This is a genomic window from Acidovorax sp. K2F, assembly GCF_025246485.1.
Lineage (GTDB): Bacteria > Pseudomonadota > Gammaproteobacteria > Burkholderiales > Burkholderiaceae_C > Acidovorax > Acidovorax delafieldii.
This window is the reverse complement of the sequence record NZ_JAOBSQ010000030.1, coordinates 151,936-177,594: the sequence shown is the minus strand read 5'-3', so window position 1 is coordinate 177,594 and position 25,659 is coordinate 151,936. Positions and strand designations below refer to the sequence as shown.

Annotated in this window: 20 protein-coding genes; 10 read left to right on the top strand and 10 right to left on the bottom strand. The window is 65.7% G+C overall.

What is annotated here, in order from left to right; translation table 11 throughout:
* Positions 1–23: 23 nt before the first annotated feature.
* Positions 24–1,283 (top strand): GNAT family N-acetyltransferase, encoded by a 1,260-nt coding sequence (locus N4G42_RS09955; RefSeq protein WP_260667031.1) that lies wholly within the window; start codon positions 24–26, stop codon positions 1,281–1,283.
* A 105-nt stretch (positions 1,284–1,388) separates the two neighbouring features.
* Here N4G42_RS09955 and N4G42_RS09950 read toward each other — a convergent pair whose 3' ends face one another.
* The 4 genes from N4G42_RS09950 to N4G42_RS09935 form a co-directional block, all read right to left on the bottom strand.
* Complete coding sequence (locus N4G42_RS09950; RefSeq protein ID WP_260667030.1) at positions 1,389–3,140, bottom strand: methyl-accepting chemotaxis protein; 1,752 nt, start codon at positions 3,138–3,140, stop codon at positions 1,389–1,391.
* A 400-nt stretch (positions 3,141–3,540) separates the two neighbouring features.
* A complete protein-coding gene (locus tag N4G42_RS09945) occupies positions 3,541–5,334 on the bottom strand; it encodes a methyl-accepting chemotaxis protein (RefSeq protein WP_260667029.1) in 1,794 nt (597 codons plus the stop codon).
* A 604-nt stretch (positions 5,335–5,938) separates the two neighbouring features.
* Positions 5,939–7,741: a methyl-accepting chemotaxis protein gene (locus N4G42_RS09940; protein WP_260667028.1), complete on the bottom strand. Its 1,803-nt coding sequence runs from the start codon at positions 7,739–7,741 to the stop codon at positions 5,939–5,941.
* Positions 7,742–7,784: 43 nt separating this feature from the next.
* Positions 7,785–8,324 (bottom strand): chemotaxis protein CheW, encoded by a 540-nt coding sequence (locus N4G42_RS09935; protein WP_260667027.1) that lies wholly within the window; start codon positions 8,322–8,324, stop codon positions 7,785–7,787.
* A gap of 274 nt (positions 8,325–8,598) precedes the next feature.
* Here N4G42_RS09935 and N4G42_RS09930 point away from each other — a divergent pair, with 274 nt between their 5' ends.
* A complete protein-coding gene (locus N4G42_RS09930) occupies positions 8,599–9,408 on the top strand; it encodes a triacylglycerol lipase (RefSeq protein WP_260667026.1) in 810 nt (269 codons plus the stop codon).
* Positions 9,409–9,593: 185 nt separating this feature from the next.
* Here N4G42_RS09930 and N4G42_RS09925 read toward each other — a convergent pair whose 3' ends face one another.
* Positions 9,594–11,429 (bottom strand): methyl-accepting chemotaxis protein, encoded by a 1,836-nt coding sequence (locus N4G42_RS09925; protein ID WP_260667025.1) that lies wholly within the window; start codon positions 11,427–11,429, stop codon positions 9,594–9,596.
* Between the two features lie 221 nt (positions 11,430–11,650).
* A complete protein-coding gene (gene ppa / locus N4G42_RS09920) occupies positions 11,651–12,187 on the bottom strand; it encodes an inorganic diphosphatase (protein WP_056067328.1) in 537 nt (178 codons plus the stop codon).
* Positions 12,188–12,443: 256 nt separating this feature from the next.
* Between ppa and N4G42_RS09915 the strand changes: the two genes are divergently transcribed.
* Both N4G42_RS09915 and N4G42_RS09910 read left to right on the top strand, forming a co-directional pair.
* On the top strand, positions 12,444–14,525 hold the full coding sequence (locus N4G42_RS09915) for a sodium-translocating pyrophosphatase (protein ID WP_056067326.1): 2,082 nt from the start codon (positions 12,444–12,446) through the stop codon (positions 14,523–14,525).
* A 97-nt stretch (positions 14,526–14,622) separates the two neighbouring features.
* Positions 14,623–16,992, top strand: a complete 2,370-nt coding sequence (locus N4G42_RS09910; protein WP_260667024.1) for a DUF1631 domain-containing protein — start codon at positions 14,623–14,625, stop codon at positions 16,990–16,992.
* Positions 16,993–17,199: 207 nt separating this feature from the next.
* Here the strand turns inward: N4G42_RS09910 and N4G42_RS09905 are convergent, their stop codons facing one another.
* Genes N4G42_RS09905 through N4G42_RS09895 form a run of 3 tightly spaced genes read right to left on the bottom strand, consistent with a single transcriptional unit; the run spans position 17,200 to position 19,742 of the window.
* Complete coding sequence (locus N4G42_RS09905; RefSeq protein ID WP_260667023.1) at positions 17,200–18,642, bottom strand: sensor histidine kinase; 1,443 nt, start codon at positions 18,640–18,642, stop codon at positions 17,200–17,202.
* Complete coding sequence (locus tag N4G42_RS09900) at positions 18,639–19,331, bottom strand: response regulator transcription factor (protein WP_260667022.1); 693 nt, start codon at positions 19,329–19,331, stop codon at positions 18,639–18,641. The genes N4G42_RS09905 and N4G42_RS09900 overlap by 4 nt, the downstream gene beginning before the upstream one ends.
* A gap of 24 nt (positions 19,332–19,355) precedes the next feature.
* Positions 19,356–19,742 carry a PepSY domain-containing protein gene (locus N4G42_RS09895; RefSeq protein ID WP_260667021.1) on the bottom strand — a complete coding sequence of 129 codons (387 nt, stop codon included), beginning with the start codon at positions 19,740–19,742 and terminating at the stop codon, positions 19,356–19,358.
* Positions 19,743–19,857: 115 nt separating this feature from the next.
* Here N4G42_RS09895 and N4G42_RS09890 point away from each other — a divergent pair, with 115 nt between their 5' ends.
* The 6 genes from N4G42_RS09890 (at position 19,858) to N4G42_RS09865 (ending at position 24,967) form a co-directional block, all read left to right on the top strand.
* On the top strand, positions 19,858–20,262 hold the full coding sequence (locus tag N4G42_RS09890) for a DUF1924 domain-containing protein (protein ID WP_260667020.1): 405 nt from the start codon (positions 19,858–19,860) through the stop codon (positions 20,260–20,262).
* Positions 20,263–20,272: 10 nt separating this feature from the next.
* On the top strand, positions 20,273–20,797 hold the full coding sequence (locus N4G42_RS09885) for a diheme cytochrome c (RefSeq protein WP_260667019.1): 525 nt from the start codon (positions 20,273–20,275) through the stop codon (positions 20,795–20,797).
* Between the two features lie 157 nt (positions 20,798–20,954).
* On the top strand, positions 20,955–21,722 hold the full coding sequence (locus N4G42_RS09880; protein ID WP_260667018.1) for a cytochrome b/b6 domain-containing protein: 768 nt from the start codon (positions 20,955–20,957) through the stop codon (positions 21,720–21,722).
* A gap of 32 nt (positions 21,723–21,754) precedes the next feature.
* Positions 21,755–21,919 (top strand): rubredoxin, encoded by a 165-nt coding sequence (locus tag N4G42_RS09875; RefSeq protein ID WP_260667017.1) that lies wholly within the window; start codon positions 21,755–21,757, stop codon positions 21,917–21,919.
* A 112-nt stretch (positions 21,920–22,031) separates the two neighbouring features.
* A complete protein-coding gene (locus tag N4G42_RS09870) occupies positions 22,032–24,563 on the top strand; it encodes a cation-translocating P-type ATPase (RefSeq protein WP_260667016.1) in 2,532 nt (843 codons plus the stop codon).
* 17 nt (positions 24,564–24,580) lie between these two features.
* The gene (locus N4G42_RS09865) at positions 24,581–24,967 is read left to right on the top strand and encodes a VOC family protein (RefSeq protein WP_260667015.1); all 387 of its coding nucleotides are present in this window, start codon (positions 24,581–24,583) and stop codon (positions 24,965–24,967) included.
* 43 nt (positions 24,968–25,010) lie between these two features.
* Here N4G42_RS09865 and N4G42_RS09860 read toward each other — a convergent pair whose 3' ends face one another.
* Entirely contained in the window at positions 25,011–25,625 is a 615-nt protein-coding gene (locus tag N4G42_RS09860) for a TetR/AcrR family transcriptional regulator (protein WP_260667014.1), read from the bottom strand.
* Between the last annotated feature and the right edge of the window lie 34 nt (positions 25,626–25,659).

Here is a 25,659-nt window from a genome sequence, read left to right as displayed (position 1 = left end):
AAAGGTGCATCACAGGGGCCTGCATGGCTGAAGCTGCCATTATCGCCCGCGTGCTCCCCTCCGTGCTGGACGTGGACACTACCGCCTGGAACCACCTGCTGGCGCAGCAAAGCCACCCCACGCCCTTCATGCGGCATGAATACCTGGCAGCGCTGGAAAGCAGCGGCAGCGCCACGCCGCGTACCGGCTGGACGCCCCGCTTCATGACGCTGTGGGACGGCGACACCCTGGTGGCAGCCTGCCCCCTGTACCTCAAGAGCCATTCGTACGGCGAATATGTGTTTGACTGGGCCTGGGCCAGCGCTTACGAGCAGCACCGTGTGCCCTACTACCCCAAGGCCGTCATTGCCGTGCCCTTTACGCCCGTGCCAGGCAGCCGGCTGCTGGCCCGCGATGCCACCACGCGCGCCCTGCTGGTGCAGGCGGTGTGCCAGTGGTGCGAGCAAGAAGACGTATCGTCCGTGCATGTGCTGTTTGCCAGCGATGACGATGTGCTGACCGGCGCGCAACAAGACCTGATGCTGCGGCACACCGTGCAGTTTCACTGGAAGAATGAGCGGCCCACGCTCCCTGTGGCCCAGGGTGTAGCCGCCACCGACGGCGAAACCCCGCGCTACCAGGACTTTGACCAGTTCCTCGCCAGCCTGTCGCAAGACAAACGCAAGAAGATCCGCCAGGAGCGCCGCCGCGTTGCCGATGCCGGAGTCACCTTCCGCTGGTCACGCGGGGCGGACATCAGCGCTGCAGACTGGGATTTTTTCTACCGCTGCTACGAGCGCACCTATCTGGAGCACGGCAACCCGCCCTACCTCACGCGCGACTTCTTCGCCCGCATGGCAGCGGACATGCCCGAGGCCTGGCTGCTGTTTGTGGGGGAGCGGGACGGGCGGCCTATTGCTAGCAGTTTGATAGCTATCGGCGCATATGCATCTAGCGCATCAGCCCAAAAAGACGCTGAATCAGACCCCGAATCACGCTCCGAGCTGGTGGCCTACGGCCGCTACTGGGGCGCGCTGGAGCGCGTGGACTGCCTGCACTTCGAGGCCTGCTACTACCAGCCGCTGCAGTGGTGCATCGCCCACGGTGCCGTGCGGTTTGAGGGGGGAGCCCAGGGCGAGCACAAGATGGCCCGCGCGCTGCTGCCCGTGCAGGCCACCAGCGCGCACTGGCTGGCACACCCGGCATTTGCTGAGGCAGTGCAGCGCTTTCTGGACCGCGAAGGCGCTGGCGTGGAAAGCTACCTCGGCGACCTGCAAGCGCGAAGCCCCTTCAAGGCCGCCTGACCTGCAGTGGTCAGGCAGGACGCGCGGACGAGATCAAAGCCAGGTTTGAACCAACACACGGCGAAGGCAGGGCCCGTCACGCCTGCCGAGGGCGGCGAGTCACTGTCAAAAACTCTCCCAGTCAGCATCATTGCCGCTGCCCGAACGAGCTGGCGCCGTTGACGCAAGAGCCGGTGCGGGCTTGGCGGCCGCACGCAGGGGCGGCACCTTGGACGGGGCCACAGGGGCTGGTCTGCTGGAACCGGCCAAGGCCGGAGATGGGACTGCAGCCTTGGGCACATACGCAAAGGCAGACGCAGCCGGCTGCGCCGCCTGCGCTGGCGACAGCTTGAAGAACGCCACCGTGCTCACCAGGTCCTGCGCCTGGTTGTTGAGGCTGGCAGCGGCGGCGGCCATTTCTTCCACCAGGGCAGCGTTTTGCTGGGTGACCTGGTCCATCTGTGTCACAGCCTCGCCCACCTGGGCCACACCCTGGCTTTGTTCAGAGCTGGCGGCACTGATCTCGCCCATCAAATCCGTGACACGTTTGATGGAGCCCACCACCTCGGTCATGGTTGCACCCGCCTGATCGACCAGCGTGGTGCCTGCGGCCACGCGTTCCACGCTGTCGTTGATCAGGGTCTTGATCTGCTTGGCCGCGTCGGCCGAACGGCCCGCCAGGCTGCGCACCTCGGACGCCACCACCGCAAAGCCCCGGCCCTGCTCGCCCGCACGCGCTGCTTCGACGGCCGCGTTCAGCGCAAGGATGTTGGTCTGAAAGGCAATGCCATCGATCACACCGATGATGTCGGCGATCTTACTGCTGCTGTCGTGAATGCCCTTCATGGTGTCCACCACCTGGCTCACCACCTCTCCGCCATGCACGGCCACCGTCGATGCGCTCTGCGCAAGCTGGTTGGCCTGGCGGGCGTTGTCGGCGTTCTGGCGCACGGTCGAATTGAGCTGCTCCATGGATGCCGCCGTCTCCTGCAGGGCGCTGGCCTGCTGCTCGGTGCGTGCGCTCAGGTCGTTGTTGCCCTGGGCGATCTCCGACGACGCCGTGGCCACGTTCTCGGAGCCGGAGCGCACATGCCCCACGATGCGCGACAGGTTCTGCTGCATCTCGTTCAGCGACCGCAGCAGGTGCGCCATCTCATTGCGGCTCTCCCCCAGATCGGGAATGTGGACCGACAAGTTGCCATGGCTGATTTCATCGGCCGCGTACACAGCCCGCTGCACCGGCCCCACGATGGAGCGCGTGGTCCACAGCGCAAACAAGGCGCCCAGCACCAGCGATGCCATCGCAGCCAGCGCCAGCACCCATTGGCTGGTGACCGCGTCCTGGAGGATGGCGCCTTCAAACTCATCGAGCTGCTTGTGCGTGTTGTCTGCCACATCGGCCAGCGATTGCAGGTAGGCCGTGGCCAGCGGCTTGAGGTCGCTGTCCACCAGCGCAAACACATCCTCGCCCGCCTTCTTGCGGTCCAGCAGCTTGGCGCGCGCATCCACATAGGCCTTGCGGGTCACCGCCACGCGCTCCATCAGCGCCTTTTCGGTCGGGTCGTCCACCAGCGCTTCCAGCTTTTTCTGTGCCTCGCTGGCACGCTGCGACGTGGTGGCCATGTCGGCCGTCAGCGACTGGATATAGCCCGCGTCCGTGGCCTTGAGCGACGCCGACGCCCGCACCCAGTTCAGGTCGATGGCCGCCTTCCACTCCTGCGCCAGGGCGTTGCGTTCCATTTCGACAGTGGCAATGCGACTGCTGGCCTCCTTGAGTACCGCCAGTCGCCAGACGCCGGTGGCGGCGATGGTGGCGGTGATCAACAGCACAAGGCCAAAGGCCAGGCTCAGGCGCGCTCCGATTTTCAGGTTGCTCATGGGAATCTTTCGTGGTTTTTATGGGGGCTTTTGCCAGCCATGGCTGCGCCGATGTGGTTCGGCGCACCTGCGCGGGACCACAAGGAATCAGCGGCTGGGATGTGATAATTATATCATATTTATGATAAATATGATTTTATCAATTTTAATCATCACAAAAGAGTCGACGGCCCACTGCGCAAGCGCTGCCCCGGTGGGGGCATGGGTGCGGCCCCCTGTGTCAGCCGTGGGGATATCAAAACAGCGCACAAGGCCCCGTGCGTGCAGCGCACGCACGGGCTGGAGTGCTACATCGCGGGCGCTGTCGGCGCAGTGCCAGGCACCGAACCAGCTTGGGGAAGTCTACGCCCCAAAACGGGGCAAAAAACTTACAAACGGTGCAAGCGCGGCCTGCCGTCGGTCAAAAGCTCTCCCAGTCGTCCTCGGCACCGGCGGCCACTGCTTGTGGGGCCGCTTTGGGTGCGACGCCCGCGGCCTTGGGGGTGGCACTGGCAGCAGGTGCCTTTTTGGCGGCAGGAGCAGAGGGAGAGCGCAAAGCAAGGGTTGCCTTGCTGCCCGCCGCATGGCCGCCCATCGCCGCCTTGCGCGTGTCCGCGGCGGGCGCAGGGCGCGGCACCGGGTCCACAGCGCCGCCAGGCTGCGATGCCCGCGCCTGGTCGGCCGTGAGCTTGAACACCGCCACCGCCCCCACCAAGGCCTGGGCCTGGTGGCTCAGGCTGCTGGCAGCAGCCGCCATTTCCTCGACCAGCGCCGCGTTCTGCTGGGTGACCTGGTCCATCTGCGTGACGGCCTCGCCCACCTGCGACACGCCCGTGCTCTGCTCGCTGCTGGCGGCGCTGATCTCGCCCATGATGTCCGTCACGCGGCGAATGGCCCCCACCACCTCGGTCATGGTGATACCCGCCTTGTCCACCAGCTGGGTGCCCTGCTCGACCCGCTCCACGCTGGCAGTGATGAGCGACTTGATCTCTTTGGCCGCCTCGGCGCTGCGCTGGGCCAGATTGCGCACCTCGCCCGCCACTACCGCAAAGCCCCGGCCCTGTTCGCCCGCGCGGGCGGCCTCCACGGCCGCGTTCAGCGCCAGGATGTTGGTCTGGAACGCAATGCCGTCAATCACGCTGATGATGTCGGCGATCTTTTTGCTGCTGTCGTTGATGCCCTTCATGGTGGTCACCACCTCGGCCACCACATCGCCGCCCTGCCCCGCCACGGTGGATGCGCTCATCGCCAGCTGGTTGGCCTGGCGCGCGTTGTCGGCGTTTTGCTTGACGGTGGAACTCAGCTCCTCCATCGACGCAGCGGTTTCCTGCAGCGCGCTGGCCTGCTGCTCGGTGCGGATGGACAGGTCGTTGTTGCCCGATGCGATCTCGGCACTGGCCGACGCCACGCCCTGGGCATTGCCACGCACGCCCGACACCACATACGCCAGGTTGTCCCGCATGGCGGTGAGGCCGCTGAGCAACTGGGCGATCTCGTCCTTGCCCCGCGCGTGGATCGCCACGGTCAGGTCGCCCTGCGCCACCGCGTCGGTGATCTGCACCGCATCGCCCAGCGCGCGCGAAATCTGCCGGATCATGGCGCCGCCCATCAGCACCGCCAGCACAATGCCCGCCACCACGGCCGTGACCGCCAGTGCGCGGATGGTCTGGTAGCTGGCGGCCGCACTGTCGTACTCGGCCTTGGCACGGTCCAGCTGCACCTGCATCAGCTGGCCCAGCACCTCCTGCAATGGGTCGATGGCGGGGTACATCTCCTTGGCCGCAAACGCGGTCAGGGCCGCCACATCGCCCGACTTGAAGTGCCCCGCCAGTACATCGGTGGCCGCATCTGCCTTGGCCTGCAGCGGCTTGAAGCGCTCGACCAACTGCGTTTCCTCCGGCACCAGCTGGGTGGCCAGATAGGCCTTCCAGTTGGCCTCGATGGCCTTGCGCGCATCGGCCACCGACTGCAGGCCCTGTGCGGGTGTCAGCGTACCGTCACGCACCTTGTGGGCCGTGTCCACCACGTTGACCGCATACATGTCCGCCACGACTTTGATCTGCTTGAGCGGCACCACCCGGTCGTCGTATACCGACTTGAGCCCGGCATTGGAATTGCCCATGCCATACAGCCCCGCCACGCCCACCAGCAACACCAGCAGGCACAAGGCCGCAAGCAAACCCGCCAGGCGGGTGGAAATCTTGAACTGGTTCATGACAACACTCCTGAGGGAAACAAGCAAACAGGCTGCGCCCGGCTGGCAGCGCACCAGCGGTTGGAAAGGGGCATATGGGGAGCGCGCAGCAGACTTAGGTGCGGCCTGGGCGGCGCCACGGTTGGCGTAGCAGACCACACGGCAGGCGCACGGCGGCTCGCGCTGGTGATGATGGGGCGGCTACCCATCATGTACGTGCGCGACGCGTTGAAACCTCGGTCCATTGCAGAACTCCTGTGGAGAACGGCGCCAAAAAGGAATGTCCACCCACCGACGGGCCGCGCGCCGTGGCGGGCCCGCCCAGCATAGCGCTTTCCGTTACGTTTGCGTACAAATCGCCCACCTACATTGGCGCGCCGCTGCCCACAACGGCAACTCGCCATCACGCACCTGCAGCAAGCATCGCGCCAGCGGGTGGCTGACCCGCCCCACGCATGCCTTCAGCCATCACCAACAAAGCGCCCGCCCACAAAAAAGCACGCAGAAGGTAACCCCCCTCTGCGTGCTTTCTTGCTTTGTTTTTGATAGCTGTCAGCGCATGTTCAACCTGCGCCTGTAGCCGTTTTCACCTGATTTCTTCACCCTGGGGCCTGCGGGGCCCTGGTCAGAAGCTCTCCCAGTCGTCGTCGCTTCCCGCAGCCTTGGGTGCCGGGGCCGGGCTGGGCGCTGCAGGCTTGGCGGCAGTTGAGGCTGCCGGGCGGCTGGCCTTGGGCGCCGCCAGGCTGGCGGCGGGTTTGTTGCTTCTGCTCTTGGCGCTGCTGCCCAGGCTGGTGCTGCGGGCCGGGGCTTTGTAGCTGGGCGCTGCAATGGGGGTGCGGGCGGGGGCTGCCGTGTGGCGGTTCGGGCTGTAGCTGCTGTTCGTGCTGCTGGCGTCGAGCTTGAACACGGCCACGGCGTTGACCAGTTCGCCGGCCTGGGCGTTCAGTGCGCTGGCAGCTGCGGCCATTTCTTCCACCAGGGCGGCGTTTTGCTGGGTGGCCTGGTCCATCTGGGTGACGGCTTCTCCCACCTGGCCGACACCTGCGCTTTGTTCGCTGCTGGCGGCGCTGATCTCTCCCATGATGTCGGTCACTCGCCGGATGGCGCTGACGACTTCGGTCATGGTGGCTCCGGCCTTGTCGACCAGGGCGGTGCCTTGTTCCACGCGTTCCACGCTGGCGGTGATGAGGGCTTTGATTTCCTTGGCGGCTTCTGCGCTGCGTCCTGCCAGGTTGCGTACTTCTCCGGCCACCACGGCAAAGCCCCGGCCTTGTTCGCCGGCGCGGGCGGCTTCCACGGCTGCGTTGAGCGCCAGGATGTTGGTCTGGAAGGCGATGCCGTCGATGACGCTGATGATGTCTGCGATCTTGTTGCTGCTGGCGTTGATGCCTTTCATGGTCTCGACCACTTCGGCCACCACGTCTCCGCCTTGCACGGCCACGGTGCTGGCGCTCACGGCCAGCTGGTTGGCGGCTCGCGCGTTGTCGGCGTTCTGGCGCACGGTCGAGCCCAGCTCTTCCATCGAGGCGGCCGTTTCTTCCAGTGCACTGGCTTGCTGTTCCGTGCGTGCGCTCAGGTCGTTGTTGCCTGAGGCGATCTGTGCGCTCGCCGATGCTACGCCTTCGGCGTTCTGGCGCACCGAGCTGACGGTGTTGACCAGGCTTTGCTGCATGCGCTGCAGGGCGCTGAGCAGGTGGCCGGTTTCGTCCTTGGACTGCACGACGATCTGGCCGCTCAGGTCGCCACTGGCCACGCGGTCGGCCGCTTCCACCGCCTGCGCCAGGGGGCGGGTGATGGAGCGGATGATGGTGATGGCCAAGAAGATGGCGATACCAATCGCAATTGCTCCGGCGATCAAGACATCGCGTTGAAGTGCAACCGCTGCAGACTCGGCTCGAGCGCCTGATTCTGCAGCCTTCTCCGATTGAAAATTCAACTGATCTTCTATGGCACTCTGGTAGGCACGCTGCGCAGGTCGAAGTTGCTCTTCCAGAAGTTTCAGCGCTTCATCCCGTTGACCCTGCTGGACCATTGCAAGATATTGGTCCCTCAACTTCATGAAGTCGGCGCGACGCTGCTCCATCGTCGCCAAGAGCGCTCTGCCCTTCTCCGAGGTTATCAAGGGTCCTATGGCTTTGTACTGCGCCTCCACCATCGCAGATGCTTCCGCCAACCGGCTTGTCGCGGATTTCACAATGGGTTCCGCAGTGAAAATCACCAAGTTGCGTAGCTGAATGGCTTGTTCGTTCACTCCGTCATCCAAGGCTGCCAGGGCCTTGAGTACAGGAATCCGGACATCAATCACATCGTTGAGCGCCGCGCGCTGGTTTGATGAACGCAACAGGGTCACCCCGCCTAGAGCGACCAAAAGAAGCACCATGACGGCGAATGCCACAGCCAGCCGGGTTGAAATCTTGAGCTGATTCATCCTTTTTCTCCTCTGTGTTGATCTTGTGTAGTGGGTTGCTACGTTAACTGTGGACGGCCGATCTCACCAGCCCAATTTCGTCACTGCTGAGCAGGGCCTCGATGTCCATCACGATCAGCATGCGCTCGCCCAGGCTGGCAATGCCAGTGACAAAGGCGGGGTCCACATGGCCCTGCCGCTCGAACTGGGGCGTGGGCTTGATGAGGTCGGGAGTGAGCGAGACCACGTCCGCCACCGCATCCACCACCGCGCCAATCACGGTAGAGCCGATGTCCAGAATGATCACCACGGTGAAGTCGGTGTAGCTGGCTTCAGGGCATTGCAGCTTCACCCGCAGATCCAGGATGGGCACGATGCGGCCGCGAAGATCGATCACGCCCTTGATGAAGTCGGGCGATTGCGCCAGGCGCGTGGGTCTCTCGTATGAGCGGATCTCCTGCACGCGCAGGATGTCAATGCCGTACTCCTCCGCCCCCAGGCGGAAGGTCAGGAATTCACGAGGGGCTGCGGTGGGGCTTGGGGCCAGCGCGCGATGCGCAGAGTGGGTGGCGGCAGGCGCAGCGGCGTCGGCAATAGCGGTCATGGCGCGGGCTTTCAGGCGGTTGGAACGGGAGGGTTGCGAACAGCGCCAGAACGCGACGAACGCAAAAGCTATCCAAAGCATAGCAGCGCACGGTTGCAAAATGTGACATTCGCGGGCAATCCCCCCCGCAATCCGAAGGGGACTCCCCCGGCCCGGGCGGGGGCAATTGGAGAGCTTGCTCCATTTCGCGCCCCGCCTTGGTGCGCAAAAACTGCTACCGTCGCACGACCCGCCTGCCTTGCCCGGCAGGCGCCCGTTTTGGAACGACGACTTGATGCCTCTCTTCTCCGACCGCAAATCCGCTGCCCCTGACCACATGCCACCGCCCAGCCTCCCCTTGCTGGCGCTGGAGCTGCGGGCCCCCTGGGAATTTGGCGCCGTGCTGCCCGCATGGCCCGTTCTGCAGCGCGCTCCACTGGGCGATGGCCACACGGTCATCGTGTTTCCGGGCCTGACAGCTGGCGACGCCACCACCCTGCCCCTGCGCCGCTACCTCGAATCGCGCAACTACAACCCGCTGGGCTGGGGCCAGGGCCTGAACCTGGGGCCGCGCGATGGCGTACTGGAGAACGCCAAGGCCCAGCTGCAGCAAGCGGTGGATGCCAGCGGCAACAAGGTGAGCCTGGTGGGCTGGAGCCTGGGCGGCATCTACGCCCGCGAGCTGGCCAAGGAAATGCCCGACCTGGTGCGCTGCGTGGTGACCCTGGGCACACCCTTTGCCGGGCCCCACACGTCCACCAACGCATGGCGCATTTACCAGTTCGCCAGCGGCCGCAGCATCGAGCGCGAAACCGAGAACTACAACCTGCCCGAAGCACCCCCGGTGCCCACCACCAGCATCTACTCCCGCACCGATGGCGTGGTGGCATGGCGCGGCAGCATCCAGGCGCCCGCCGACCACAACCCCCACACCGAGAACATCGAGGTGGTGGCTAGCCACTTTGGCATCGGCCTGAACCCCAGTGCCTGGTGGGCCGTGGCCGACCGTCTGGGCCAGCCGCACGGGCCAGGCGTGGTGTGGCAGCCGTTCCAGCGCCCCCAGCTGCCAGGGCTGCATCTGGTGTATCCCAACCCGCACCGCTGACCGGCACGTGCAGCAGCGCACCCGACTACGCCGACGCGAAGCGCTCGCCCACAAAAAAGCACGCAGAAGGTAGCCCCCTCTGCGTGCTTTCTTGCTTTGCTTTTGATAGCTGTCAACGCATTTTCCACCTGCGCTTGCAGCCGTTTTGACCTGATTTCTTCACCCAGGGGCCTGTCTGGCCCTTCTCAGAAGCTCTCCCAGTCGTCGTCGCTTCCCGCAGCCTTGGGTGCCGGGGCCGGGCTGGGCGCTGCGGGCTTGGCGGCGGGTGAGGCTGCCGGGCTGCTGGCCTTGGGCGCCGCCAGGCTGGCGGCGGGTTTGCTGCCGGTCTTGGCGCTTTTGCCCAGGCTGGTGCTGCGGGCCGCGGCTTTGTAGCTGGGCGCTGCAATGGGGGTGCGGGTGGGGGCTGCCGTGTGGCGGTTCTGGCTGTAGCTGCTGTTCGTGCTGCTGGCGTCGAGCTTGAACACGGCCACGGCGTTGACCAGTTCTCCGGCCTGGGCGTTCAGTGCGCTGGCGGCCGCGGCCATTTCTTCCACCAGGGCGGCGTTTTGCTGGGTGGCCTGGTCCATCTGGGTGACGGCTTCGCCGACCTGGCCGACACCTGCGCTTTGTTCGCTGCTGGCGGCGCTGATCTCTCCCATGATGTCGGTCACGCGCCGGATGGCGCTGACAACTTCAGTCATGGTGGCTCCGGCCTTGTCGACCAGGGCGGTGCCTTGTTCCACGCGTTCCACGCTGGCGGTGATGAGGGCTTTGATTTCCTTGGCGGCTTCTGCGCTGCGTCCTGCCAGGTTGCGTACTTCTCCGGCCACCACGGCAAAGCCCCGGCCTTGTTCGCCGGCGCGGGCGGCTTCCACGGCTGCGTTGAGCGCCAGGATGTTGGTCTGGAAGGCGATGCCGTCGATGACGCTGATGATGTCTGCGATCTTGTTGCTGCTGGCGTTGATGCCTTTCATGGTCTCGACCACTTCGGCCACCACGTCTCCGCCTTGCACGGCCACGGTGCTGGCGCTCACGGCCAGCTGGTTGGCGGCTCGCGCGTTGTCGGCGTTCTGGCGCACGGTCGAGCCCAGCTCTTCCATCGAGGCGGCTGTTTCTTCCAGGGCCGAGGCCTGCTGTTCCGTGCGCGCGCTCAGGTCGTTGTTGCCTGAGGCGATCTGTGCGCTCGCTGACGCTACGCCTTCGGCGTTGCTGCGCACGCCCGACACCACACGCGCCAGGTTGGCCCGCATGTCGCCCAGCGCATTCAGCAGCTGGCCCATTTCATCCTTGCCGCCGGGGGGCACCTCGGTCGCCAGGTCGCCATCGGCAATCGCGCGGGCGGCCAATACGGCGTGATGGGCGGGGCGCGTAACGGCGCGGGTGATGGCCACACCCAGTACGGCCGCCAACGCCACGCACAGCGCGAGGGTGCCCAGCACCCAGATGCGTGCCGCATTGAACACTGTCATCGCTTCCTCATTGGCCTTCAATGCAGCGTCCGCATTGATCTTTTGCAGCTCGCCCAGGGTCTCGGCGGTGGCCACAAAGGCTGACTCCGATTCGCCCGCATACAGCATGCTCAACGCATCTGCCGTGAGTTCCATGGTCTCGGCAGTGCTGAAGTCCACGCCCTTGGCAATGTCCGCCAGCTTGTCCTGCAACGCCACATAGGCCGCCTTGCGCGCCTTGTAGGCCTGGAAAACCTCGCGCTCCTTGGGCATGTCGATGAGCGGCTCGTAGATCGCCTCCACACGGGTCAGGTCCTTGTGGCGCTGCGCCACCTGCTCGGCAAACGCCTTGACCTCGGCCGCGCTGCGCGCCGTGACCATGCCCGCCTCTGCACGGCGCATGCGGTTGAGCAGCACGCGCAGCTCGCCCGTTTGCGTGACGCTGGGCAGCAGATTGGTGGCGATCTCCTCAGCGTTGGCGTGGATGCGGGACATTTGCACCAGCGCAATGGCGCCGAGCAAGGCGGTCAGCAACACCACCGCAAGGAAACCCGCCGCCAGCTTGACGCCAATGCGCAGATCAGAAATTTTCATGAATCACCTCAAAGTACCTCGAAACGCCGGGACAGCCGTAGCCATGTAACAAAATGCAGTCTATCAGCGCGCCCAGCCGCACATGGCGCGGCTTTTCCCTACCCTGGCAGAGTGCCACCCACAAAAAAACACGCCACCCGAGGTGGATGGCGTGCTTTTATTTTGATAGCATCCAGTGCATATTGCACTAGCGCTACGGGCAGAAATCGCCCAAAGGGCTATCAGGCCTGCGACTTCTTGTAGCTGTCGATGCCGTCGGTGATTTCCTTCTTCGCGGCGTCGATGCCTTCCCAGCCCAGCACCTTGACCCACTTGCCCTTTTCCAGGTCCTTGTAGTGCTCAAAGAAGTGGGCGATGGCGTTGCGGCGCATGGCGTTCACATCGTCGATGGTCTTCCAGTGGTCATACATGGGCAGGATCTTGGACGTGGGCACAGCAATCACCTTGCCATCCACACCGGCCTCGTCTTCCATCATCAAGATGCCCAGGGGGCGGCAGGGCACGACCACGCCGGGGAACAGCGGATAAGGCGTGATCACCAGCACATCGACCGGGTCGCCATCACCCGACAGCGTCTGCGGCACATACCCGTAGTTGGTGGGGTAGTGCATGGCGGTGGTCATGAAACGGTCCACAAAAATGGCGCCCGATTCCTTGTCCACTTCGTACTTGATCGGATCGGCGTTCATCGGAATCTCGATGACGACGTTGAAGCTGTCAGGAACGTTCTTGCCTGGGGGGACGTTGTTGAGGGACATGTCTTTGGATAGTGGTTTGTTGACGATAACCCGCGAGGCCTTCGGCACTGATGCAGCGCAACGAAGCGTCGGGATTAACCCTGATTTTAGGCGCACGCCCCTTTCTGCCCGCTTGCAAACCGGCGTTTGCCTGTAAATTGGGCCTGTTGGCCAATCGGCTCCTGCGCGAAACGCATGGGTAGCACGAGGAAGCAACGCAGCGGGGAAGCCACCGATGCGTTGGTCCCCCTCCGTGCAACACACCAAGGAGAATTGAATGGCTGCAAGTTCAGCACTGACATCCCCTCTCATCCTCGCCCTCGTTTGCGGGCTCATTGCGGTGGCCTACGGCATCTGGGCCCGGGGCTGGATCCTTTCCAAAGACCCGGGCAACGCCCGCATGCAGGAGATTGCCGCCGCCATCCAGGCCGGTGCCGCCGCCTACCTGGCCCGCCAGTACAAGACCATTGCCATCGTGGGCGTGGTGCTGGCGGTGCTCATCGGCGTGTTTCTGGACGGCACCACGGCGGTCGGCTTTGTGGTGGGCGCCGTGCTCTCGGGCGCCTGCGGCTTCATCGGCATGAATGTCTCGGTGCGCGCCAATGTGCGCACCGCGCAGGCGGCCACTCAAGGCATTGGCCCGGCGCTCGATGTCGCGTTCCGTGGCGGTGCCATCACCGGCATGCTGGTGGTGGGGCTGGGTCTGCTGGGTGTCACGGGCTTTTACTGGTTCCTGGCGGGCAACGGCAACCACACGCCCACCACCCATCTGGCCACGCTGCTCAACCCGCTGATCGGCTTTGCGTTCGGCTCGTCGCTGATCTCGATCTTTGCGCGCCTGGGCGGTGGCATCTTCACCAAGGGCGCGGACGTGGGCGCCGACCTGGTGGGCAAGGTGGAGGCAGGCATCCCCGAGGATGACCCGCGCAACCCGGCCGTGATCGCCGACAACGTGGGCGACAACGTGGGCGACTGCGCCGGCATGGCGGCCGACCTGTTCGAGACCTACGCGGTGACACTGATCGCCACCATGGTGCTGGGCGCCCTGATGGTGGCCACGGCCCAGGTCAATGCGGTGGTGTACCCGCTTGCGCTGGGGGCGGTGTCCATCGTCGCATCCATCATTGGCTGCTTCTTCGTCAAGGCAACGCCCGGCATGAAGAACGTGATGCCCGCGCTGTACAAGGGTCTGGCGATCGCGGGCGTGCTGTCGCTCATCGCTTTCTACTTCGTCACGCTGTGGATCATGCCGGACAACGCGGTCACGGCCACGGGCACCCAGCTGCGGCTGTTTGGCGCCTGCGCCACCGGCCTCGTATTGACGGCCGCGCTGGTCTGGATCACCGAGTTCTACACCGGCACGCAGTACTCGCCCGTGCAGCACATTGCCCAGGCGTCCACCACCGGCCACGGCACCAACATCATTGCGGGCCTGGGCGTTTCGATGCGTTCCACGGCCTGGCCGGTGGTGTTTGTGTGCACGGCCATCATCGTGTCCTACGGCCTGGCTGGCCTGTACGGCATTGCGGTGGCAGCCACATCGATGCTGAGCATGGCGGGCATTGTGGTGGCGCTGGATGCGTATGGTCCCATCACCGACAACGCGGGTGGCATTGCCGAAATGGCCGAGCTGCCCAGCAGCGTGCGCGACATCACCGACCCGCTGGACGCCGTGGGCAACACCACCAAGGCTGTGACCAAGGGCTACGCCATCGGCTCTGCCGGCCTGGCTGCACTGGTGCTGTTTGCCGACTACACCCACAAGCTGGAGAGCTATGGCAAGGCCATCACCTTTGATCTGTCGGACCCGCTGGTCATTGTGGGCCTGTTCATCGGCGGGCTGATTCCCTACCTGTTCGGCGCCATGGCCATGGAGGCTGTAGGCCGGGCCGCAGGCGCTGTGGTGGTGGAGGTGCGCCGCCAGTTCAGCACCATCAAGGGCATCATGGACGGTACGGGCAAGCCCGAATACGGCAAGGCCGTGGACATGCTGACCACCGCCGCCATCAAGGAAATGGTGATCCCCAGCCTGCTGCCGGTGGTGGTTCCCATTGTGGTGGGCCTGCTGCTGGGGCCCAAGGCGCTGGGCGGCTTGCTCATGGGCACCATCGTCACAGGTCTGTTTGTCGCAATCAGCATGTGCACGGGCGGTGGCGCGTGGGACAACGCCAAGAAGTACATCGAAGACGGCCACCACGGCGGCAAGGGCAGCGAGGCGCACAAGGCCGCCGTGACCGGTGACACCGTGGGCGACCCCTACAAGGACACGGCCGGCCCGGCCATCAACCCGCTGATCAAGATCATCAACATCGTGGCACTGCTCATCGTGCCGCTGGTGGTCAAGTTCCACGGCGGGTAAAACCGTCCCACCATCGTCAAAAAGGGGCCTCTGGCCCCTTTTTGACGCGTAACATCGCATCCACTGCAGCAGCCACTGGTATCGCGTTCCACTGAAGATGGCCTTGACACACACCACCCTGCCCGCCCCGGCCCCGACCGACAGCCCCGCTGCGCCCCAGCAGCGCATCGTCCAGATCGCGCTGGCCCAGGCCCGGCCTGTGGTGGAGCGCGTCATTGAGGCCACGCGCGTGTCCCTGCAAGCGCGCCTGGACAGTGCCCGCACCCCCGGCGAGCACCATGCGATGCAGGAGGCACGGCAGCAACTGGTGCGGCTGGCATCGGTGATGGCAGATCGCTACCCCGACGCACTGCGCAAGGCGCTGGACCAGGACACGGCACAGGGCGACGACAAGCCCACGCGGTCACTGTTCACCGTGCACTTTGACGACCTCGAACTGATGGACGAGGCGCAGATCAACGACAGCGTGGAGCGCGCACGTGCCCGTCAGGTACTGATCTCTGCAGTGGAAGGTCCGCTGGCGGACCTGGACGCGTTGGTGTGCGCGGCCCAGGGGCTGTCCCGGGTGCAGCCGGAGCACAACCCGCTGCGCCCCGACGTGTTCTTGCAGGCTCTGCAGTCCGTGGTGTCGCAAATGCAGGTCACACCCCAGGTGCGCCACGACTGGGTGGGGCTGATGGCACAGGCATTGGGCGCCGAGCTGCGCAGCCTGTACCTCGCGCAAATCGACCAGCTCAAGCAAAGTGGTGTGAAGCCTGTGGGCTACGCCATGCGGCAGGCCACGGGCGAAGTGGTCTATGTGGCGCCGGCCGACGCCGGGGCGTCCCCCGGTTTTGCAGCCGACAACGACTTGTACGTGTCGTCCACCAGCACGGGCGACCCGTTGCTGACGCTGGACCGCCTGCGCCGCCTGCTGCTGGGCGAGTTCAATGACGCACCCGCCCCTGCGGACATGCACGCCAGCGGCGACAACCCCCAGGAATCTTTCGCAGCCCGGTTTGACCGGGAGTTTGAACACCCGTCACAAGGCTTGCCGCAGATCGACCCACCGGCCACGGATTTCGCGATGACGGTGCCCGCAGCGTTTGAGGCGCTGCAAGAGATGAACCAGGTCGGCCAGATGATGGAGCGCCTGGGTACGCCACGCGCGCCAGCCGGCAACGATGCAGACGGCAGCCCTGCTGCCGCGCAGCGGGCACAGGCGCAGGGCCTGGGCCAGGCCTTGAGCATGGAGGTGGTGGCGCTGATGGTGGACAACATCGCGCGCGACACCCGGCTGCTGTGGCCGGTGCAACAGTTCATCCGCGCGCTGGAGCCTGCGCTGATGCAGCTGGCATTGGCCGACCCTCGCTTTTTCAGCCACAAGGAGCATGCCGCGCGCCGCCTGCTGCAGGACATCACCGACCGCAGCCAGGCCTTCAACAGCCCCGAAGCCCCTGGTTTTCAGAGCTTCATGCGCTCGCTCATGCACATCGCAGGCCCGCTGGCCACCGCCACCATCGACAGCGCTGATGACTTTGAACAAGTGCTGCAGCAACTGCACACCAAATGGGCCGAGAAGGACCAGGCGCTCAAGCAGGAGCGCTTGCGCGCCATCGAGGCCCTGCAGCACGCAGAGCAGCGCCATCTGCTGGCCGCACAGATATCGCGCGAGATCTGGCTGCTGCCCGACATTGGCAAGGTGCCGGACGCCATCTCGCGCTTTTTGCTGGGCGCATGGGCCCAGGTCATGGCGGAGGCGCGTCTTTCGGACAAATCAGGCACGACCGACCCGGGCCGCTACCAGGAATTGGTGGACGCGCTGATCTGGAGCGTACAACCCGAACTGACGCGCGCCAACACGGGCCAGCTGGCTCGCCTGCTGCCCAAGCTGCTGGCCAAATTGCGCGAAGGTCTGGCGTCCATCGACTACCCAACAGACCGCACAGAGGCTGTTTTTGAGCTGCTGATGCAACTGCACCAGCAGGCCTTCAAACCCGGGCCCAGGGTGGCTGCGCCAGCCCCTGCAGCCGCAGCGACTTTTGCAACGCCCACGGCAGAGCCGCAACAACCGGCGCCCCTTGATGACGACGACCCCTGGGTTGCGCCCTCCGAAGCGAGGGAGTCCGGCTACATCGATATCTCGCAATCGCCCGAGAGCGAGGGCGCAGACACGGCCCCCGAGGCTGCTCCCAGCAGCGCTGCGCCCCTGCCGCTGCCCGCCGCCACCATCACGGTGGGCACCTGGGTCAATCTGCAGGTGGCGGGCCAGTGGGAGCGCACACAGCTGTCCTGGATCGGCTCGCACGGCAACCTGTTCCTCTTTACCAGCGCCGCTGGCCGCACCCAATCGATGACCCTGCGGCTGCTGGACCGGCTACTGCAACAGGGAGCGATGCAGGTGCTGGCCGAGCACACCGTGGTGGACAACGCCCTGGACGCCGTCGCTCAGACAGCCATGCAAAACAGCGTGGAAAGCAGGCACTGAAGGCCGCTTGCACAACAAAAGTGGTCAAACACGGCAGACGGTGATACCCTGTCTCCATCACTCCAAGGCTTTGCAGAATTCAGGGGAATTTGTCAGGGCCTTAGCCCGCTTTGGCGGGCTTTTTTAATGGGTTTCCGCTTTGGCGGTTTTTCTCTAGGCGCCCCGCCCAGCAGGACCTTTTTTGGCGTGTCGAGCAGCCGCTGCGGCTCAGTGAGCGCTCGCAGCAGGCAGGGTGAGCGTCGCCCGCAAGCCGCCAAGGCCTGCGGGCTCCAGATCCAGCCGCCCCCCATACAAAGCTGCCAGGTCCTGCACGATGGCCAGGCCCAGTCCCGTGCCGGGCACGGTTTCATCCAGGCGCACGCCGCGTTCCAGCGCCTGATCACGTTGCGCCGCGTCAATGCCGGGGCCGTCGTCTTCCACCGCAACCACCAGTTGGGGCTGCGCAGCGCCCGATCCGGCGGGCAACAGTTGCATCTGCAGCCGCACCGCAGCCTGCGCCCACTTGCAGGCGTTGTCCAGCAGGTTGCCCAGCATTTCCTGCAGGTCCTGCGCCTCGCCCGCAAAGAAAAGCGGCACTGCTGACGGCTCGACACTGATATCGACCAACCGGTCCGCATGCACTTTGTTCATCACGCGCACCAGCCCATCCACTACCGGCTGCAGCGGCGTGCGCTGCCCGGGCAAGCGCGCAGATGCCGACACCCGCGACCGCGCCAGGTGCCAGTCGATGTGCCTGCGGGCCACCACCACCTGCTCTCGCACCAGCGCCGCCAGCTGCGGGTGATCAGTGGGCGGTCGTGTGCGGGCCGCGTTCTCCAGCACCGTGAGGGGCGTCTTGAGCGCATGGGCCAGGTTGCCCGCCTGGGTGCGTGCCCGCTCCACCACCTCGCCATGTCGGCGCAGCACGGCGTTAAAGTCGTCGACCAGCGGCTGCACTTCCGCAGGGAAGCTGCCTTGCAATTGCGAAGCCCGCGCTTCTTGCACATCCTGCACCGCGCGCTGTAGCGCCTGCAGGGGCTTAAGCCCCACCGCCACCTGCGCCCAGGCGGCGGCGACCAGCAGCAATAGCAACACCGCCAGCGACAGCCCCAGCACGCCAGTGAACCGGGCCGTGGCTGCCTCCGTGGCCTGCAGGTCGGCGGCCACAATCAAGCGCCAGCGCGCTGCATGCACGCCCTCGGCGCGCACCGTGCGCTCCAGCACCAGCAAAGGCACGCCCTGCGGGCCTGTCATCTCGTGCACATGCACGGTGCCATCGGCCAACGCATCCACCTGTAGCGCCAGGCTGGTGTCCCACAACGAGCGCGAGCGCAACACCCCTGCCCGCTCGCGCCCGTCAGGCGCCATGGCATCCACCTGCCAATACAGGCCGGAGTAAGGCTTGAGCCAGCGCGGGTCCGACAGCGCCTCGGCAGCAATCACCGGCTGCCCCTGGGCGTCAAACTCCAGGCGCGCCGTGATCTGGTCCAGCTGCAGCTGCAGCGCAGCCTGAAACTGCTGCTGCACATGCTCGCGGAATAATCCGCTCAGCACCAGCCCAGCCAGCGCCATGGCCACGGCCGCCCCCGCCAGCGTGACGGCCAGCAGCCGCACCCGCAACGACCGGGACCAGTGCTCGGGCGGCGCAGGTGGCACAGCCTGCGCGCTCATGGCGGCACCAGGCGGTAGCCCATGCCACGCACGGTTTCGATGCGGGCCGAATCCACCGGGGCAGCCGACGAAGCCGCAGGAGGCAACATCTTCTTGCGCAAGCGCCCCACAAAGACCTCGATGGTGTTGGAGTCCCGATCAAAGTCCTGCGCATAGATGTGTTCGGTCAGCTCCGCGCGTGACACCAGCACGCCAGGCCGGTGCATGAGGTAGTCGAGCACCTTGTACTCATGCGCTGTCAACGTCACCGGCTGGCCCGCACAGGTCACGCGGCCACTGCGTGTGTCCAGCGACCAGTCTCCACACTGCAGCACGGCCGACGCTTGCCCGCTAGCGCGGCGGATGAGTGCGCGAAGGCGCGCCAGCAGTTCTTCGAGGTGAAAGGGCTTGGTCAGGTAGTCGTCGGCGCCGGCATCGATGCCTGCGACTTTTTCGTGCCAGTTGTCGCGCGCGGTGAGGATCAGCACCGGCATGTTGCGCCCCTCGGCCCGCCACCGCTTGAGCACCGTGAGCCCGTCCACCACCGGCAGGCCCAGGTCCAGCACCACGGCATCCACTGCCTCGGTGTCGCCCAGAAACTGCGCGTCGCGCCCGTTGTCTGCCTCGTCCACCGTGTAGCCCGCGCCGTGCAGGGCATTGCGCAACTGGGCGCGCAGCAGCGTGTCGTCTTCTACCAGCAGGATGCGCATGGAGGTGTCATGGTCGGAAGGGTATCAGCGATTGTCACGGCTTCGCTGCTGATCTTCGCGCGATTCTCGGGATCGCACACGCAGCACCTCCGCCGTGCGCGCATCGAGCTTGACCTTGGTCAACTGCCCGGCAGGCGTCAGCAGCTTGATCTCGTAGATCCAGCGCTCGCGCTCCTGCTCCAGCTCCACTTCCAGCACCTGACCAGGCACCTCGCGCTGCAGGCGATCGAGCACGACGGGCAGTGGCAGCACCTGGCCCGCCTGCACGGCCTGCCGGGCGCGGTCGTGGTCTTCCTTGCCGCTGGCCCACGCGGACGGCACGGCCAGCGCGGCAGCCCACAGCACACACGCCGCCAAGCAAATGCGCCGGACATGGCAGCCCGCACAAGCAGAGTGGAAGGATAAAGGCATGGTCGCATTGTCCCGCGCGATATCTGAACGGCCGATGAACAGCCCTTTCACGCGCCGTTCAGGCGGGGATTTCAACAATGGCTGCACAAGCGATGAACCCCCCAAGGACCACAGCATGACTTCCCTTCGCACCCTGACTCTGGCGGCGCTCTGTGCACTAGCAGCCACCAGCATCAGCCACGCCGCTGACACAACCGCTGCCCAGCAGCTCGCCCACTGGAGCGCACAGGCCGGCAGCCCAGGCAATGCCGAAAAAGGCAAGGTGTTCTTCAACGCACGCCATGGTGGCGAATGGTCTTGCGCATCCTGCCACGGCACACCGCCCACCGCACAGGGCAAACACGCCAGCACCGGCAAGTCGATTGCGCCCCTGGCTCCGGCCTTCAACCCCAAGGCATTCACCGACACCGCCAAGGTGGACAAGTGGTTCCGCCGCAACTGCAACGACGTGGTGAGCCGTGAATGCACAGCGGTGGAAAAAGCCGACGTGCTGGCCTACCTCAACGCCCTCAAGCCCTGAGACCGACACCATGCAAAAACCAGCCCTATTACGCCCTGCAGCCCTGGCCGCCGCTGTGTGCGCACTGACCCTGCTGTCACTCTCCAGCGCCCATGCAGACAGTGGGCGCGCCATGCCGCGCAACGTGCCCAGTGCCTACACACAGGAATGCGCCGCTTGCCACACCGCCTACCCGCCTGGCCTGCTGCCCGCAGCATCCTGGAACCGCGTGATGACGGGCCTGGACAGGCACTACGGCACCGACGCATCGCTGGACGCTGCCACCGTACGCCAACTCAACCAGTGGCTGCAGGCCCACGCAGGCACCTACAAGCGGGTGAACGAAGAGCCACCCGAGGACCGTATCACCCGCTCGGCCTGGTTTGAACGCAAGCACCGAAAGATCGAACCCACCACCTGGAAGCTCGCCAGCGTGAAAAGCGCTGCCAACTGTGCGGCCTGCCACACAGGCGCAGACCAGGGGCAGTTTGACGAACACAACCTGCGCATGCCGGCGGGGCTCGATGTCCGCTCTCGCCGCGCCTGGAACGACTGAGAGCGGTGAACAGAACTCTTCTGGCGTCGTTGCTGTGTCTTGTCGTACTAACCGTACTGCCTGCGACACAGCGCCTAGCCAGAACCGCTTCGCTGAGCCCTGTTCGCCGCTCTCGATCTGCATTGAATCTGATCTGTATCCGGTCAAGGAACATACGATGAACAACACACCTACCCTCCATCCCGCCGATGCCTCGGCGCAACCCGCCCCCACAAAGGCCCTCAGTCGCCGGGTGACCGATGCGCCCTCGCGCATGTTCCACTGGCTGTTTGCACTTTGCTTTGCGGGGGCCTACGCCACGGCCGACGGCGAACACTGGCGGCTGCTGCACGTCACGCTGGGCTACGCCATGGCGGGGCTGCTGGGCTTTCGACTGCTGTACGGCATCTTCGGGCCGCGCACCTCGGGCCTGGGCCTGCTGTGGCGCAAGCTGGCGGGGACGCCCGCATGGCTGCGCACATTGCCCCAGGCCCCATCGGTCACGCAGATCAACTGGCGCCAGGGCCAGAACCTGCTGATGGCGTTGGCCATCGTGTTGCTGCTGGCGCTGGTAGCGCCCCTCACCCTCAGCGGATATGCCACGTACAACGACTGGGGCGCTGCGCTGGGTGGCAACTGGATGGGAGAAGCGGTGGAAGAAGTGCACGAGTTCTTCGGCAACGCCCTTCTGTTTGTGGTGTTGGCGCACATCGCGCTGATTGCCGGCTTGAGCGTGCTGCGCCGCAAGAACCAGGCCCTGCCCATGCTCACGGGCCGGGTGGAGGGCAAGGGACCCGACCTGGTTCCGAAGAACCGCACCTGGCTCGCAGCCCTGCTGCTGATCGCAACCCTGGCCTTTGGCGCCTGGCAGTGGCAACAGTCGCCCAGCGGCTGGGTTGCCAACGGCACATCGACCGAACGCCAACGGCACCACGATGACGACTGATGCAGAGCCACCGAACACGAAGGAACCGCCCTATGAAAATCTACATGTGTGCTGTCTGCGGCTGGGTCTACGACGAGGCTGCGGGCCTGCCCGACCACGGTATCGCGCCCGGCACCCTCTGGGCCAACGTGCCCGACGACTGGCGCTGCCACGAATGCAATGTCGGCAAGGCAGACTTTGTGATGTGCGAGGTGTGAAAAAGGCGGATGGAATGCGGCGCACTGCGCTCCGTCAGTGCGGCTGACACCAGCGCGCGGTATAACTCTTACACCGCTGCGACCCTCCTTGCAACGCAGCCTTACGCCCCACATGCCCACTCCCGCCCCCCCCACTGGCCTCGACCCGGCACTGGCCGCCCAACGCCTGCGTGAAGAAGGACCCAACGAACTGGGCATCAGCCAGCGCCGCACGCTGCGCGACATGGCCTGGGACGTGGTGCGCGAGCCCATGTTCTTGCTGCTGCTGGGCGCAGGCGCCATTTACCTCGCCATGGGCGACGCGCACGAGGCGCTGATCTTGCTGGGCTTCGTGGTCATCATCATGGCGATCACGGTGCTGCAGGAGCGCCGCACCGACAACGCGCTCAACACCCTGCGCGACCTCTCCAGCCCCCGGGCCCTGGCGTTGCGCGGCGGCACCATGGTGCACATTGCCGGCCGCGACGTGGTGCGCGAAGACCTGCTGATGATTGCCGAGGGAGACCGCATCCCGGCCGACGGAACGCTGCTGCAGGCCCACGAACTGGCCGCCAACGAGTCGATGCTGACCGGCGAGTCGGAGCCTGTGGCCAAACAACCTGCCGACAAGGTGTTTGCGGGCACGCTGGTGGTCAGCGGCCAGGGCCTGCTGAAGGTGACCGCCGTGGGCCGCCACACCGAGCTGGGCCGCATCGGCCAGTCGCTCGACACCATTGCCTTGCAGGCCTCGCCGCTGCGCGAAGAAATGGCGCGGCTCACCCGCAAGCTGGTGGTCATTGGCCTGTCGCTGTGCGCGCTGCTGGTGGCCCTGTTCTGGGCGCTGCGCGGCGACTGGCTGCAGGCCGTGCTGGCGGGCATCACTCTGGCCATGGGGGTGCTACCGCAAGAACTGCCCGTGATCATGATCATCTTCCTGGCCCTGGCCGCGCGGCGGCTGGCGGCGCAGCAGGTGCTCACGCGGCGGCTCAACGCCATCGAGACACTGGGCCAGACCACCGTGCTGTGCGTGGACAAGACCGGCACGCTCACCCAAAACCGCATGGCGGTGGCGGCGCTCTGCATTGCGGGCAAGGAGCTGGATGTGCAACACCTGCCAGCCGCGGCGGATGGCAGCGCGCTGCCCGATGCCTTCCACGAACTGCTCGAATACGCCGTGCTGGCCAGCGAGATAGAACCGCACGACCCCATGGAGCAGGCCTTTCATCGCATGGCGGCGGACCACCTGGTGGACACCGAGCACCTGCACCCCGCATGGTCGCTGGCGCGCGAGTACGAGCTGTCGCCACAGCTGCTGGCCATGAGCCACCTGTGGCGCGATGGCACCTCCGCGCACGACACCGTAGCCACCAAGGGCGCACCCGAAGCCGTGGCCGACCTCTGCCACCTGCCCGACGCCGAGCGCGCCGCCGTCAGCGCCCAGGCCGCTCGGCTGGCCGATCAGGGCCTTCGGGTGCTGGGCGTGGCCAAAGCCCGGCACCACACGCAAGACACCTGGCCCAACGCCCAGCACGACTTTGACTTTGAATGGCTGGGCCTGGTGGCCCTGGCCGACCCGCTGCGCCCCGAGGTGCCCCAGGCCGTTGCACAGTGCCGCCAGGCGGGCATTCGCGTGGTGATGATCACTGGCGACCACCCCCGCACCGCACGCGCCATTGCAGCCCAGGCGGGCATCGCCAACGACCGCGTGATCACCGGCGACGAGCTGGTCCGCATGCCGCCCCAGGCGCTGGCCGACCAGGTTCGGCAGGTCAGCGTGTTTGCGCGCATCAAGCCACACCAGAAGCTCGCGCTGGTGGAAGCCCTCAAGGCCCAGGGCGAGGTGGTGGCCATGACCGGTGACGGCGTGAACGACGCCCCCGCCCTCAAGGCAGCCCACATTGGCATCGCCATGGGCCAGCGCGGCACCGATGTGGCGCGCGAGGCCGCTGCCCTGGTGCTGCTGCACGACGACTTCGCGGCCATCGTGCTGGCGATTCACCGGGGCCGGCAGACCTTTGCCAACCTGCGCCAGGCCATGGTCTACACGCTGGCGGTGCACGTGCCCATCATTGGGCTGGCGCTGCTGCCGGTGCTGTTCGGGCTGCCGCTGGTGCTGGCGCCGCTGCACATCGCGTTTCTGGAGCTGGTCATCGACCCGGCCTGCTCCATCGTGTTCGAGGCCGAAGAAGGTGCTGCCGACCTCATGCAGCAGCCGCCGCGCGCGGCCGACGAACCCCTGCTGTCCACCCGCCACATCCTGCTGAGCGTGCTGCAGGGCAGCGTGGTGACCGCTGCCGTGGTAGGCCTGTATGCCTGGCTGCTGCGCCAGCCCGCACATGCCGCCACCGCCAGCACGGCCGCGTTTGTGGTGCTGGTGGCCGCCAACGCCGCGCTCATCCTGCCCAGCCGCAGCAGCCAGGCGGTGTGGCGCAGCCTGTGGGCGGGACTCACCCCGGTCAGCCTGTGGGTGGCGGGCGGCACGCTGGCCGCGCTGATGGCCATCACCACCGTGCCGTGGCTGGCCAACGCTTTCAGGTTTGTGCCGCTGTCGCCCCTGCACTGGTTCATGGCCCTGCTGGCCGGGCTGCTGCTCACGGTGGTGTTTACGGCCAACAAGCGCTGGCTGCAGCCCGCCACACTGGCGCGCCATACTTCTCTCGCCTGATCCTCCCGCCCTACACCATGCCCATTGTTCTGGAATCCATCGACCACATCGTGCTCACCGTCGCCAGCATCGACAAAACCATTGCGTTTTATGAGCGTGTGCTGGGCATGACCGCGCGGGAGTTCAAGCCCCAGCGGTACGCGCTGCACTTCGGCGCGCAAAAGATCAACCTGCACGAAGTGGGCACGGTGGTGGACCCCAATGTGCGCCACGCGACGGCGGGCTCCGGCGACCTGTGCTTTCTCACCCAGATGCCGCTCGACGACGTCATCGCCCACCTGCAGGCCGAAGGCGTCCCCATAGTGCAAGGCCCGGTGGGAGCAACGGGCGCCCGCCACCGGCTGCGCTCGGTCTACATCTACGACCCGGACGAAAACCTGATCGAGATTGCCAACGAGGTGTGAGGCGCTGACTGCACCGATCGCGGTACGGTCTCCCACACAACGATCAGAACTCGGCCGAGATCGCCGCCCGCAACAAAGTTGCCGCGGGCTCCACCAGCTCTTGCAGCTGCCCGGCCCGGTCCTGCTCGATAGAGTGCAGCACCATCTCGTTGATACCCCCCACCACGGCCATGGCCATCATGGGCTGCAGGGGCGTCTTGCGTTTGCGCTCACCCGGGCGGTTATTCACCACGTCCAGCATCAGGTCGGCCAGTTGCTGGTTGGCGCGGCGGCGCGCGGCCAGGCCCGTCGGGCCCAGGCCCAGGATGTCGATGAATAAGGTGCGCAGCAGCACGGGGTTGCGCGCCAACACGCCAAAGTACGCCGCCATGGCCTGCTCCACCTGGGCTTCCCAGTCGCTGTGCGGATCGATGGCAGCGCGCAGCACCGCAATCGCGTTGCCACTGGCCGCCTCGTACAGCGCGGTCAGGCACTCGGCCTTGTCGGCAAAATTTTCATAAAAGGTGCGGCGCGACACGCTGGCTTCGCGCACGATGTCGGCAATGGTGGTGTCGGCATAGCCCTTGGCGGCCACGGCGCGCGCCATGCCCTCCAGCAGGCGGGCGCGGTGTTCGGTGCCCGCAGCGGGCGCAGCAATTGGGGCGGTGACGTCACTCATGGAGGCTGATCGCAATGCAGAATATTCGACGAGG